This window comes from Micromonospora sp. WMMD712, from assembly GCF_029581295.1.
GTDB lineage: Bacteria > Actinomycetota > Actinomycetes > Mycobacteriales > Micromonosporaceae > Micromonospora > Micromonospora carbonacea.
In genome coordinates this window covers 3093281-3106119 of sequence record NZ_CP120743.1, presented here as the reverse complement: position 1 = coordinate 3106119, position 12839 = coordinate 3093281, and the positions used below count along the sequence as shown (strand labels likewise).

Genomic DNA, 12839 nt, shown 5'->3' with positions numbered 1-12839 from the left:
GACTCATGGCGGCCCAGGTACGCGTTCTTCGTCAACGGATCCGCTCGGCGAAGGGGATGAAGAAGATCACCAAGGCGATGGAGCTCGTGGCGACGAGCCGGATCGCCAAGGCCCAGGCCCGGGTGGAGGCGTCCCTGCCGTACGCCCAGGCCATCACCGGCGTGCTCACCGCGCTGGCGTCCAACGCCCGGATCGACCACCCGCTGCTCACCCCGCGCGAGCGGGTGCGGCGGGCGGGCGTCCTGCTGGTGACCGCCGACCGGGGCCTGGCCGGCGGTTACAGCTCCAACGCGATCAAGACGGCGGAGTCGCTGATCGCCCGGCTGCGCGCCGAGGGCAAGGAGCCCGTGCTCTACGTCATCGGGCGCAAGGGCGTCGGGTTCTACCGGTTCCGCGACCGGCCGATCGAGGCGAACTGGACGGGCTTCTCGGAGCAGCCGACGTTCGCCGACGCCCGCGAGGTCGGTGAGACGCTGATCAAGGCGTTCACCGCCGGCGCGGACGACACCGACGGCTCCGCCGGGCCGGACGGGGTGCTCGGGGTCGACGAGCTGCACATCGTCTACACCGAGTTCCACTCCCTGATGACCCAGACCCCGGTCACGAAGGTCATCGGCCCGATGCAGGTCGACGACCGGCCCAAGTCCGAGGGCCTGCTCCCGGCGTACGAGTTCGAGCCGGAGGCGGAGGCGCTGCTCGACGCGCTCCTGCCGAAGTACATCAACACGCGGATCTACGCGGCGTTGCTGGAGTCGGCGGCGAGCGAGTCGGCGTCGCGTCGGCGGGCGATGAAGAGCGCCACCGACAACGCCGAAGAGATGATCGAGAAGTACACGCGTGAGATGAACTCGGCCCGCCAGGCCGGGATCACCCAGGAGATCAGCGAGATCGTCGGCGGCGCGAACGCGCTCGCCGCGTCGGGAAGTGAAGTGTGATGACTGCCCCAGTAGAGACCAAGACGGCCACCGGTCGGGTGGTCCGGGTCATCGGCCCGGTCGTCGACGCCGAGTTCCCGCGCGACGCCATGCCGACCCTGTTCAACGCCCTGAACGTCCAGGTGAGCCTCTCCGGCGGCGAGAAGACGCTGACCCTGGAGGTCGCCCAGCACCTGGGCGACAACCTGATCCGCGCCATCTCGATGCAGCCGACCGACGGCCTGGTGCGCGGCGCCGAGGTGCGCGACACCGGCTCGCCGATCACCGTGCCGGTGGGCGACACCGTCAAGGGCCACGTGTTCAACGCCATCGGCGAGTGCCTCAACCTCACCGAGGGCGAGACGCTCAGCCCCGACGACCACTGGGGCATCCACCGCAAGGCCCCGGCCTTCGCGGACCTGGAGCCGAAGACCGAGATGCTGGAGACCGGCATCAAGGTCATCGACCTGCTCGCCCCGTACGTCAAGGGCGGCAAGATCGGCCTGTTCGGCGGCGCGGGCGTGGGCAAGACGGTGCTCATCCAGGAGATGATCACCCGCGTGGCGCGGAACTTCGGTGGCACGTCGGTCTTCGCCGGCGTGGGTGAGCGCACCCGTGAGGGCAACGACCTCATCGCCGAGATGACCGAGTCCGGCGTCATCGACAAGACCGCGCTGGTCTACGGCCAGATGGACGAGCCGCCGGGCACCCGGCTGCGCGTCGCCCTGTCCGCGCTGACCATGGCGGAGTACTTCCGCGACGTGAAGAAGCAGGAGGTGCTGCTCTTCATCGACAACATCTTCCGCTTCACCCAGGCCGGTTCCGAGGTGTCCACCCTGCTCGGCCGGATGCCGAGCGCCGTGGGTTACCAGCCGACCCTGGCCGACGAGATGGGCGAGCTCCAGGAGCGGATCACCTCCGTCCGGGGCCAGGCCATCACCTCGCTCCAGGCGATCTACGTGCCGGCGGACGACTACACCGACCCCGCCCCGGCCACCACGTTCGCCCACCTCGACGCGACCACCAACCTGGAGCGGTCGATCTCCGACAAGGGCATCTACCCGGCCGTGGACCCGCTGGCGTCCTCGTCCCGGATCCTCGCCCCGGAGTTCGTCGGCGCCGAGCACTTCGCGGTGGCCACCGAGGTCAAGCGGATCCTGCAGAAGTACAAGGACCTGCAGGACATCATCGCCATCCTCGGCATCGAGGAGCTCTCCGAGGAAGACAAGATCACCGTGCAGCGCGCGCGGCGCATCGAGCGCTTCCTGTCGCAGAACACCTACGCCGCCGAGCAGTTCACCGGCGTGCCGGGCTCGACGGTCCCGATCGCCGAGACCATCGAGGCGTTCAAGAAGATCAGCGAGGGTGAGTACGACCACTTCCCCGAGCAGGCCTTCTTCATGTGCGGTGGCCTGGAGGACCTGGAGCGCAAGGCCGCGGAGCTGATGAAGAGCTAGACGCACGTCACACCGTCGAGGGCCGTCCCGGAAACATCCGGGGCGGCCCTCGTTCATCTACAGGCCCTATGATCTCCGCTGTCCGGTCGCTGATCGGCGGCTCGGCCAAACGCGAGGTACCGTCGACTCACGCCGTCCCCCGGACGAGTGAACATCGTTGCAACTTTTCGGCTGCGTGCGCCCGTCTCCACTTCGTGGGCGTGACGAACGGAGATGCTCGTGGGTAAGGGCGGCAGGAAGAAACCGTCGGCGTGGTCCCGGGTGCCCCGCTGGGCGCGGGTGTGCACGGTCTTCGGTTCCGTGCTCATGCTGCTCAGCGGCGCGGTGCTGGTCGGCTACGAGGCGCTGATGGCCCGCTACGAGGGCGCGGTGGGCAAGGGCGACCTGTTCGGCGACCAGGCCGCCGGCGCCCAGGAGCGCAAGAGCGACATCAAGGGCCCGCTCAACATCCTGCTGGTCGGCATCGACCCGCGCGACGCGAAGACCCCGCCGCTGGCCGACTCGATCATGGTCCTGCACATTCCGAGCGAGCTGGACCGGGCCTACCTCTTCTCGCTGCCCCGGGACCTGCGGGTCGAGATCCCGAGGTTCAGCAAGGCGGACTTCAACGGCGGCACCGACAAGCTCAACGCCGCCATGTCGTACGGCAGCCGGGTGCCGGGGCAGAATCCCGACGCGGCCCGGGGCTTCGAGCTGCTGGCCAAGACCGTGCAGCAGGTGACCGGCATCGACCGCTTCGACGCGGGCGCGATCATCAACTTCACCGGCTTCCAGAAGATCGTCGACGCGATGGGCGGCGTCGACATGTACATCGAGCGCGAGGTGCGCTCCGAGCACCGCGAGCCGAGCGGCGTGCACCGCAAGGGCAACCCGAACGGCGAGGGCTACATCGGCCCGCAGGCGGTCTACAAGAAGGGCAACCAGCACCTCAGCGGCTGGCAGGCGCTGGACTACGTCCGGCAGCGGTACCCGAAGAACGGCGTCCCCGACGCCGACTACGGCCGGCAGCGGCACCAGCAGCAGTTCATCAAGGCGATGGTCGACCAGGCGTTCAGCGCCGACGTGGTGACCAACCCGATCAAGCTGGACAAGGTGATCCGGGCCGCCGGGCAGTCGCTGATCTTCAACGGCCGGGGCAACAGCGTGGTCGACTTCGCGATCGCGCTCAAGGACATCCGCTCGAACAACGTCGAGCTGATCAAGCTGCCGGGGGAGAACATCGGCACCGGGTCGGCGTACCGGGGGGAGCGGCTGCGGCCCGAGGCGGAGGACTTCTTCACCGCCCTGGAGAAGGAACAGCTCGACGCCTTCCTGCTGGAGCACCCGGATTTCCGGAACAAGACGAAGTAGCGTTTCCCTGGGCCGAACGGGGCGCTCCTCAGGCGCGGGTGGCGCAGCTTACGCCACCCGCGTTGGGGGCCCGCGACGGGCGCGACTAGACTTTCGGAAATCCGCCGCCGCAGCAAGGAGACAGCGTGGCACAGCAGCTTCACGTCGAGCTCGTAGCCGTCGAGGAGAAGGTCTGGTCCGGCGAGGCCGAGATGGTCGTCGCCCGCACGACCGAGGGTGAGCTGGGTGTGCTGCCGGGGCACGCGCCCCTGCTGGGGCAGCTCGCCGAGCCCGGCCAGGTCCGCATCAAGCTTCCCGGCGGCGAGCAGGTCTCGTACGAGGTGGCCGGTGGCTTCCTCTCGGTGAGCCGCGAGGGCGTCACCGTGCTGGCCGAGAGCGCCACCCCGGTCACCGCCGCGCAGAGCCGCTGAGCCGCCCCGCCGATGGAGATCGTGGAAGGGATCGGAATCGGCGTCGCCGCGGTGCTCGTGGCCCTGTTCGTCCTCTTCCTCCGGCGCGCGCTGGTCACCCGTAGCGGTGGGATCATCCGGCTCAGCGTCCGGGTGACCACCGTGCTCGACGGGCGGGGCTGGTCGCCCGGTTTCGGCCGGTTCGCCGGTGACGAACTCCGGTGGTACCGGATGTTCAGTTTCGCCCTGCGCCCTAAGCGCGTGCTCTCCCGCAAGACGCTGGTCGTGGAGCGCCGCCGGCTGCCCGAGGGGCAGGAACGCCTCTCCATGCCCGCCGACTGGGTGATCCTGCGCTGTGCCAGTCGCCACGTGCCGGTGGAGATCGCCATGGCCCGCTCCACCGTCACGGGCTTCCTGTCCTGGCTAGAGGCCGCCCCGCCCGGGGCGGCCTCGCCGCGTCTGGCCCCCCAGGACTGGCCCGCCGCCTAACCCGCCCCGCCCCGCCCCCGGTTCCCCGCGGACCCCACCCACCCCCCCGTACCCCCGCCCCGCTCCCGCCCCACCCCGCCCCGTGCGCGATCTTGCACTTTGGGCCCCGGCGAACGGGGTAAAAGGCGCATCCCGAGGGCCGCAAGTGCAAGATCGCGGTGGTCGGGGGGCGGGTCCGGGGGCAGGTCGGGGGCGGGGTGGGTTTCGGGTGGGCAGGGGCGGGGACTCTGCCGGCCCGTGGTGGGCGGGCCCAGCCGACCGGGTGGGCCCGCTGGTGAGCGGCTGGCGGCCCGATCACCCGCGGGGGAGACGGGTCAGCGTTGGCCGCTCATCCGAGGGGGAGACGGGTCAGCGTCGGCCGCCCGGGACCCATAGCACGTCGCCCGCCGGATTCGCCGTTCTTGACAGGATGAAGAGCAGATCGGAGAGCCGGTTGAGATACTTTGCCGGGAGGGTGCTGGTCCGGTCGGGGTCGTGCGCGACCAGTGCCCACGCCGCCCGCTCGGCCCGCCGGGCGATCGTCCGTGCCACGTGCAGCAGCGCCGCTCCCGCGGTGCCGCCGGGGAGGATGAAGGAGTCGAGCTTGCCCAGGCGTGCGTTGAACTCGTCGCACCATCCTTCGAGCCGCTCCACGTACTCCTCGGTGACCCGCAGCGGCGGATACTTCGGGTCCGGCTCCACCGGCGTGGACAGGTCGGCGCCCACGTCGAACATGTCGTTCTGGATCGACCCGAGCACCGCCCGCAACTCGTCGTCGAGCTGGCCGAGGGCGAGCGCGACGCCGATCGCGGCGTTGCACTCGTCCACGTCCGCGTACGCGGCGATCCGCGGATCGGTCTTGGGCACCTGCTCGTTGTTGCTCAGCCTGGTCATGCCGGCGTCGCCGGCCTTGGTGTAGATGCGCGTGAGGTGGACGGCCATGACGCACAGCCTACGGATACCGGACCTGACGATCCCCGCCCGACCGGCCCCGGCGCGCCCCGCCGGGCTCGGCCCCGGCGACGCCGGCGACCCGGCGGTCAACGACGTCGACGTCATCCGCGTCGCCGGTGACGCCCGCCTCGCCGGCACGGTGCACGTGGTCGGGGCGAAGAACTCGGCCCTCAAGCTGATGGCCGCCGCGCTGCTCGCCCCCGGCCGCAGCGTGATCACCAACGTCCCGCGCATCACCGACATCGCCATCATGGGCGAGGTGCTGCGCCGGCTGGGCTGCGGCGTCCGCTTCGACGCCGACGAGCCGGTCGATCCGATGGTGGCCCGGGGCGGCGTGGCCCGGTCCCGGTCGGTCACCATCGACGTGCCCGAGCTGCCCGGCGCGGAGGCCGACTACGACCTCGTCCGCCGGCTGCGCGCGTCCATCTGCGTGCTGGGCCCGCTGCTGGCCCGCCGGGGGTACGTCCGGGTGGCCCACCCCGGCGGGGACGCCATCGGCTCCCGGGGGCTGGACATGCACGTCGCCGGGCTGACCCGGATGGGCGCGGACATCTCCGGCGAGCACGGCTTCGTCATCGCCGCCGCCCCGGACGGCCTGCACGGCGCGGACATCGTCCTCGACTTCCCCAGCGTCGGGGCCACCGAGAACCTGGTGATGGCCGCCGTGCTGGCCCAGGGCACGACGGTGATCGACAACGCGGCCCGGGAGCCGGAGATCGTCGACATCTGCTCGATGCTGATCCGGATGGGCGCGCGCATCGAGGGGGAGGGCACCTCCACCCTGCACATCGACGGGGTGCCCGAGCTGCGGCCGGTGCGGCACGCCACGGTGGGGGACCGGATCGTCGCCGGGACCTGGGCGTTCGCCGCCGCGATGACCCGGGGGGACGTCACCGTCACCGGCATCGACCCGGGCTTCCTGGAGGTCGCGCTGGACAAGCTGGTCTGCGCCGGCGGCCTGGTGGAGACCCGGGGCGACGCCTTCCGGGTACGGATGGACGAGCGGCCCACGTCCGTCGACGTGGTCACCCTGCCGTACCCGGGGTTCGCCACGGACCTGCTGCCGATGGCGATCGGCCTCGCGGCGGTGAGCGACGGCGCGTCCCTGATCACCGAGAACATCTTCGACGGCCGGTTCATGTTCGCCAACGAGATGATGCGGCTCGGCGCGGACATCAAGACCGACGGGCACCACGCCGTCGTGCGGGGCCGGCACCGGCTCTCCGGCGCGCCCGTACGGGCCACCGACATCCGGGCCGGCGCGGGGCTGATCATCGCCGGGCTCTGCGCGGACGGGGTCACCGAGGTCTCCCACGTGCACCACGTCGACCGTGGCTACCCCGACTTCGTCGCCGACCTGCGGGCGCTCGGCGTGGAGGTCGAGCGGGGCAGCGTACCGGAGGAACCGGCCCTGGAGATCTGAGCGCGCGCGGACGGGCCCGGCGCGCGCCGCGCGGCCTGTGCCCGGTGGCCCGTGCCCCGGCGCGCGTCGGGCGCCCCCGTCCCAGCCTGCGCGCCGCGCGGCCCTCGGCTTAGTCTTCGTTCAGTGTCGCCGCTAGGGTGCTGCCAGGCACTCATTCAGGCGAGGGAGAAGCAGATGGCGGGTCGACTCGCAGTTGTCGGGGCCGGGCTGATGGGCTCGGGCATCGCCCAGGTGGCGGCGCAGGCGGGATGGCAGGTGACGCTGCGGGACCTGGACGACGCGGCCACCGGCCGCGGACTGGCCGGCATCCGGAAGTCGCTGGAGAAGTTCGCCGAGAAGGGCAAGATCGAGCCGGGCGAGGTGGACGCCGCGCTGGGCCGGATCACCCCGACGACCGACCTGGAGGCGGTGGCCGACGCGGACATCGTCGTCGAGGCGGTCTTCGAGCGGCTGGAGATCAAGCAGGAGGTCTTCCGGGCCCTGGACAAGCTCTGCAGGGCCGACGCGGTGCTCGCCACCAACACCTCGGCCATCCCGGTCACCCAGATCGCCGCCGTCACCGAGCGCCCCGAGTCGGTCGTCGGCACGCACTTCTTCTCGCCGGTGCCGATGATGAAGCTGTGCGAGCTGGTGCGGGGCTACAAGACCAGCGACGAGACCCTGGCCACCGCGAGGGCGTTCGCCGAGGAGATCGGCAAGACCGTCGTCGTGGTGAACCGGGACATCGCCGGCTTCGTCACCACCCGGCTGATCGCCGCGCTGGTCGTCGAGGCGGTCAAGCTGGTCGAGTCCGGCGTGGTGTCGGCCGAGGACCTGGACACCGCCTGCAAGCTCGGCTTCGGGCACGCGATGGGGCCGCTGGCGACCACCGACCTGACCGGCGTCGACGTGCTCATGCACGCCTCGAAGAACATCTACACCGACACGGCCGACGAGAAGTTCTTCCCGCCGGAGCTGCTCCAGCGGATGGTCACCGCCGGTGACCTGGGGCGCAAGACGGGCAAGGGCTTCTACACGTACTGACGGTTGCGGCGTGGCCCGCAGGTGCGCTCGCCTGCGGGCCGGCCCCCTGCGGCGGGGCGGCGTCAGGGGCGGGCGAGGGCGGCGCCCAGCAGGGCGAAGGCGTCCGGGACGACCCGCCCCCAGTAGGTGAAGTCGTGCCGGCCGTCGGCGTACTCTTCCCGGACCGGGGGCTCGGGCAGGGCGCGGGCCAGCGCCTGCACCTCGCGTAGCAGCCCGTCCTGCCGGCCGCACCAGAGCCCGACCGGGGTGCCGCGCAGCCGGGCCGCGCCGGTGAAGACGGCGTCCCCGTCGCGTACGGCGGGGGAGAAGGCGGCCACCGCGCGCAGCCAGCCGGGGAAGGTCTCGGCGAGCAGCAGCGACCCGAAGCCGCCCATCGACCAGCCCCAGGCGGCGACCCGGGCGACGTCGAAGCCGCGCTCGGCGCACCAGGCCGGCACCTCCTCGCGCACCATCCGCTGCGGGTCGTCGGCCCCCGAGGGTCGCCAGGAGAGCCGGCCGCCGGTCGCCCCGGCGAGGACGAACGGCGGCGCGCCGCGGCGCACGGCGTCGGTGAGGAACCGGGCGAGACCGAAGCGCGCGTAGTCGCGCGGGGTGGCCGACGCGCCGTGCAACACCAGGCAGACCGGCAGCCCCCGCCCGTCGCCGTGGCCGGCGGGCACGGCCGTCCAGAAGTCGACGGTACGGCCCCGGGCCGCCGACTCCCGCCGGAGCAGCCGCTCGTCGCCGGCCGGGGCGTCCGGCAGCTCGGGGGCCGGCCCCGGGCGGGGGCGGGTCGCCTCCCGGGCCGCCACGCCACCGCCCACGGCGAGCACCGCCGCGCCGGCCCCGGCCATCAGCACCCCGCGCCGACTCAGTCGCGCCACCACCGGCACAGTCTCCCAGCCCCGCCCGACATCGGCTGCCCCGCGCCCGGCGCGCCGGCAGGGCTGGGGTGAGCGGGGTACCCCGCTCTACCGAATGCGTTAACAGGGGGCCCTTCCTTGCGCCGCCTCAGCCGTCGCGCTTCGTCGTCCAGCGGAAGGTGGTCAGGCACAGGACCAGGCCGATCACGCACCACAGGCCCAGCACGAGGGCGACCCGGCCCAGCTCGAACGAGCCGCCCGGCTCCTGCGCGCCGAAGCCGTCGGGCAGGAAGACCGAGCGCAGGCCCTGGCACATCCACTTCAGCGGGAACAGCGCCGCCACCTGCTGCATCCAGGAGGGCAGGTTGGTGAAGACGAAGAAGACGCCGGAGATGAACTGGAGGACGAGGGCGACCGGGGTGACCACGGCCGAGCCGCTGCGCGCCGTGCGGGCCAGCGACGAGATCGCGATGCCGCACAGGGTGCACGCGGTGACCCCGAGGACGGAGACCCAGCCGAAGGTGAGCCACCTGCCGGCCGTGCCCGGCAGTTCCAGGTCGAACAGGGCGACCGAGACGGCGAGCAGCAGGGCGGTCTCGGCGACGCCGACCGCCACCACCATGATCACCTTGCCGGCGAACCACACCCACTTCGGCATCGGCGTGCCCCGGTAGCGCTTCAGCACCCCCCGGTCCCGCTCGATCGGGATCCAGATGCCCAGGTTCTGGAAGCTGACCGTCATCAGGCCGGTCGCGATCATGCCGGTGATGAAGTACTGCGTGTAGCTCACCCCGGGGGCGATCTCGTCGCTGAAGATGGCCGCGAAGATCAGGATCATGATGATCGGGAAGCCCATCGTGAACACGACGGACTCCCGGCTGCGCAGGAACTGGGTGATCTCCAGCCGGCCCTGGCGCAGGGCGAGCGTGCCCGCGCCCGGCCGGCGGGCGGGCGCGGCGGCGGTGGCCGGGGCCGCCGGCTTCGTCGTGGTCGTCATCGGTGTCCGATCATGGTCAGGTAGACGTCTTCCAGGGTCGGCCGGGTCACCGTGAGGCCGGGGACCTCGCCGCCGTAGCGCGCGGCCAGCTCGGCGACCAGGGCCGTCGGCGTCGCGCTCTCCGCGCTCTCCGGCACCCCGTCGGGGGTACGCCAGGAGACCGTCGCCAGGGACTCCTGGCGGTTGCCCAGCAGCTTCGGCGGGGCCACCTCGATCACCCGTCCGGCGGCGATCACCCCGACCCGGTCGGCGAGCGCCTCGGCCTCGTCGAGGTAGTGGGTGGTCAGCACGATGGTGGTGCCGGCGGCGGCCAGGTCCCGGATCAGCTCCCAGAACTCGCGCCGCGCCTCCGGGTCGAACCCGGTGGTCGGCTCGTCGAGGAAGAGCAGCTCGGGGCGGCCGATGATGCCCAGCGCCACGTCGAGGCGGCGCTTCTGCCCGCCCGAGAGGGTGTGCGTGCGGGCCTTCGCCTTCGCGCCGAGGCCGACCCGCTCGACGACCTTCGCCGGGTCGTCGGCGTCGGGATAGAAGCCCGAGAAGTGCCGGACCACCTCGCCGACGGTCAGCTCGTCGAACTCGCCGGTGCCCTGGAGCACGATGCCGACCCGGGAGCGCCAGTCGGGGGCGGGGGCGGCGGGGTCGCTGCCCAGCACCCGGACCTCGCCGGAGTCGCGCCGCCGGTAGCCCTCCAGGATCTCCACCGTGGTGGTCTTGCCCGCCCCGTTCGGGCCGAGCAGCGCGAACACCTCGCCCCGCCGGACGTCGAGGTCCACGCCCGCCACCGCGACGTTGTCGCCGTACGCCTTGCGCAGCCCCCGGACGGAGATCGCCAGCTCGTCATCCATGCCGTCAAGTGTGCGACCTGGGCGCGACGGGCGGGCAGGCGGGCCTGTGTGGTTTTGCACAACCCGTTCTACTAATCGGTAACTTAAACTCCGGAAATGGACGAGAAGGCCCCCGCCGGCCGGCTGCCCGAGCGCGACCGCCCCTGGCTGATGCGCACCTACGCCGGCCACTCCTCGGCCGCCGCGAGCAACGCCCTCTTCCATCGCAACCTGGCCAAGGGGCAGACCGGCCTGTCGGTCGCCTTCGACCTGCCCACCCAGACCGGATACGACCCCGACCACGAGCTCGCGGCCGGCGAGGTCGGCCGGGTCGGGGTGCCCGTGGCGAGCCTCGGCGACATGCGGGCCCTCTTCGACGGCATCCCGCTGGCCGACACGAACACGTCCATGACGATCAACGCGCCGGCCATGTGGCTGCTCGCCCTCTACGGCACGGTCGCCGCCGAGCAGGGGGCGGAGCTGGCCCGCTGCGCCGGCACCACGCAGAACGACATCATCAAGGAGTACCTGTCCCGGGGCACGTACATCTTCCCGCCGGCGGCGTCGCTGCGGCTCACCGCCGACCTGGTCGCGTACGCGCTGCTCCGGATGCCCCGGTGGAACCCGGTGAACATCTGCTCCTACCACCTCCAGGAGGCCGGGGCGACGCCCGTGCAGGAGGTCGGCTTCGCCCTCGCCACCGCCGTCGCCGTCCTCGACGCGGTGCGCGACTGCGGCCAGGTGCCGCCCGAGCGGATGGGCGACGTCGTCGCCCGGGTCTCGTTCTTCGTCAACGCCGGGGTGCGGTTCGTCGAGGAGACCGCCAAGATGCGCGCGTTCGGCGCGCTCTGGGACGAGATCACCCGCGAGCGCTACGGCGTGACCGACCCTGGGCAGCGCCGCTTCCGGTACGGGGTGCAGGTCAACTCGCTCGGGCTGACCGAGGCCCAGCCGGAGAACAACGTCCAGCGCATCGTGCTGGAGATGCTCGGCGTCACCCTCTCCCGGGACGCCCGCGCCCGCGCCGTGCAACTCCCGGCCTGGAACGAGGCGCTGGGCCTGCCCCGCCCCTTCGACCAGCAGTGGTCGCTGCGGATGCAGCAGGTCCTCGCGTACGAGTCCGACCTGCTGGATTATCCGGACCTGTTCGCCGGCTCGCACGTGATGACCTCGCTGGTCGACGGGATCGTCACCGGGGCGCGGGCCGAACTGGAGAAGGTGCTGGGGATGGGCGGCGTGGTGGCCGCCGTCGAATCCGGATACCTCAAGAGCGCGCTGGTGGCCTCGCTCGCCGAGCGCCGCCACCGGCTGGAGTCCGGCGCGGACACGGTGGTGGGCGTCAACCGGTTCACCGAGACCGAGCCGTCGCCGCTGACCATGGCCGGCGCCTGGTCGATCGAGCAGGTCGACCCGGCGGCGGAGGCGGCGGCCGTGGCCGCCGTACGCGACTGGCGGGCCGGGCGTGACGGCGCGGCGGTCGACGCGGCACTGGAGCGGCTGCGCGCGGACGCCGCGACCACCGCCAACCTGATGCCGGCGACCCTGGAGTGCGTGCGGGCCGGGGTGACCACCGGCGAGTGGGCCGGCGCGCTGCGGCGGGTCTTCGGCGAGTACCGCGCGCCGACCGGGCTGGCCGGCGGTGCCGGGGCGGGCGGCGACGCGACGCTGGCCGCCGTGCGGCAGCGGGTCGCCGTGACCGGCCGGGAGTTGGGCGGCGGCCGGCTGCGGCTGCTGGTCGGCAAGCCCGGCCTCGACGGGCACTCCAACGGGGCCGAGCAGATCGCCGTGCGCGCCCGCGACGCCGGGTTCGAGGTGATCTACCAGGGGATCCGGCTGACCGCCGGCCAGATCGTCGCCGCCGCCGTGGAGGAGGACGTCGACCTCGTCGGCCTGTCCGTGCTCTCCGGCTCGCACCTGGCCGTCGTGCCGGCGGTGCTGGACGGCCTGCGCGCCGCCGGCCGGGGCGATCTGCCGGTGGTGGTCGGCGGCATCATCCCGGCCGGCGACGCCGACGCGCTGCGGGCGGCCGGCGTCGCCCGGGTCTTCACGCCGAGGGACTTCGCGCTGACCGGCATCGTCGACGAGCTGGTCACCGTGGTCCGCCACGCCAACGGCTTGTAAGGAGGGGCCCCCTGTTAACGCTTTTCGTTGTGCAGGGGGCCCCTGTTAACACCTGCCGGCAGCGGCCAGCGGCCGGC

General features: G+C 72.3%; 12 protein-coding genes. 8 read left to right on the top strand and 4 right to left on the bottom strand.

Annotated features, from left to right (window positions below; all coding sequences use genetic code 11):
• The first annotated feature begins 5 nt into the window (after positions 1-5).
• From O7633_RS13125 to O7633_RS13105, 5 genes are all read left to right on the top strand, one after another.
• Entirely contained in the window at positions 6-935 is a 930-nt protein-coding gene (locus O7633_RS13125) for a F0F1 ATP synthase subunit gamma (RefSeq protein ID WP_282328026.1), read from the top strand.
• A complete protein-coding gene (gene atpD / locus O7633_RS13120) occupies positions 935-2371 on the top strand; it encodes a F0F1 ATP synthase subunit beta (RefSeq protein WP_278129044.1) in 1437 nt (478 codons plus the stop codon). Before O7633_RS13125 ends, atpD begins: the two co-directional genes overlap by 1 nt.
• Before the next feature lie 213 nt (positions 2372-2584).
• The gene (locus tag O7633_RS13115) at positions 2585-3721 is read left to right on the top strand and encodes an LCP family protein (RefSeq protein WP_278129042.1); all 1137 of its coding nucleotides are present in this window, start codon (positions 2585-2587) and stop codon (positions 3719-3721) included.
• 125 nt (positions 3722-3846) lie between these two features.
• On the top strand, positions 3847-4131 hold the full coding sequence (locus O7633_RS13110; protein ID WP_043966060.1) for a F0F1 ATP synthase subunit epsilon: 285 nt from the start codon (positions 3847-3849) through the stop codon (positions 4129-4131).
• Positions 4132-4143: 12 nt separating this feature from the next.
• Complete coding sequence (locus O7633_RS13105; RefSeq protein WP_043966062.1) at positions 4144-4599, top strand: DUF2550 domain-containing protein; 456 nt, start codon at positions 4144-4146, stop codon at positions 4597-4599.
• 348 nt (positions 4600-4947) lie between these two features.
• On the opposite strand, the gene O7633_RS13100 is transcribed toward O7633_RS13105, so the two are convergent.
• Positions 4948-5520: a cob(I)yrinic acid a,c-diamide adenosyltransferase gene (locus O7633_RS13100; protein ID WP_282328025.1), complete on the bottom strand. Its 573-nt coding sequence runs from the start codon at positions 5518-5520 to the stop codon at positions 4948-4950.
• Between O7633_RS13100 and murA the strand changes: the two genes are divergently transcribed.
• Both murA and O7633_RS13090 read left to right on the top strand, forming a co-directional pair.
• The gene (gene murA, locus O7633_RS13095) at positions 5519-6955 is read left to right on the top strand and encodes a UDP-N-acetylglucosamine 1-carboxyvinyltransferase (RefSeq protein WP_282328024.1); all 1437 of its coding nucleotides are present in this window, start codon (positions 5519-5521) and stop codon (positions 6953-6955) included. The two genes, O7633_RS13100 and murA, sit on opposite strands and share 2 nt — an antisense overlap.
• Before the next feature lie 174 nt (positions 6956-7129).
• Positions 7130-7978 (top strand): 3-hydroxyacyl-CoA dehydrogenase family protein, encoded by an 849-nt coding sequence (locus O7633_RS13090; protein ID WP_043966069.1) that lies wholly within the window; start codon positions 7130-7132, stop codon positions 7976-7978.
• 62 nt (positions 7979-8040) lie between these two features.
• On the opposite strand, the gene O7633_RS13085 is transcribed toward O7633_RS13090, so the two are convergent.
• The 3 genes from O7633_RS13085 to O7633_RS13075 all read right to left on the bottom strand — a co-directional run bounded on the left by O7633_RS13085 (position 8041) and on the right by O7633_RS13075 (position 10662).
• A complete protein-coding gene (locus O7633_RS13085) occupies positions 8041-8844 on the bottom strand; it encodes an alpha/beta hydrolase-fold protein (protein WP_278129036.1) in 804 nt (267 codons plus the stop codon).
• A 124-nt stretch (positions 8845-8968) separates the two neighbouring features.
• Entirely contained in the window at positions 8969-9817 is an 849-nt protein-coding gene (locus O7633_RS13080; RefSeq protein WP_074472780.1) for an ABC transporter permease, read from the bottom strand.
• Entirely contained in the window at positions 9814-10662 is an 849-nt protein-coding gene (locus O7633_RS13075; protein ID WP_178066237.1) for an ABC transporter ATP-binding protein, read from the bottom strand. Before O7633_RS13075 ends, O7633_RS13080 begins: the two co-directional genes overlap by 4 nt.
• A gap of 96 nt (positions 10663-10758) precedes the next feature.
• On the opposite strand from O7633_RS13075, the gene O7633_RS13070 reads away from it, so the two are divergent.
• Complete coding sequence (locus tag O7633_RS13070) at positions 10759-12762, top strand: protein meaA (RefSeq protein WP_282328023.1); 2004 nt, start codon at positions 10759-10761, stop codon at positions 12760-12762.
• The last annotated feature ends 77 nt before the right edge of the window (positions 12763-12839 follow it).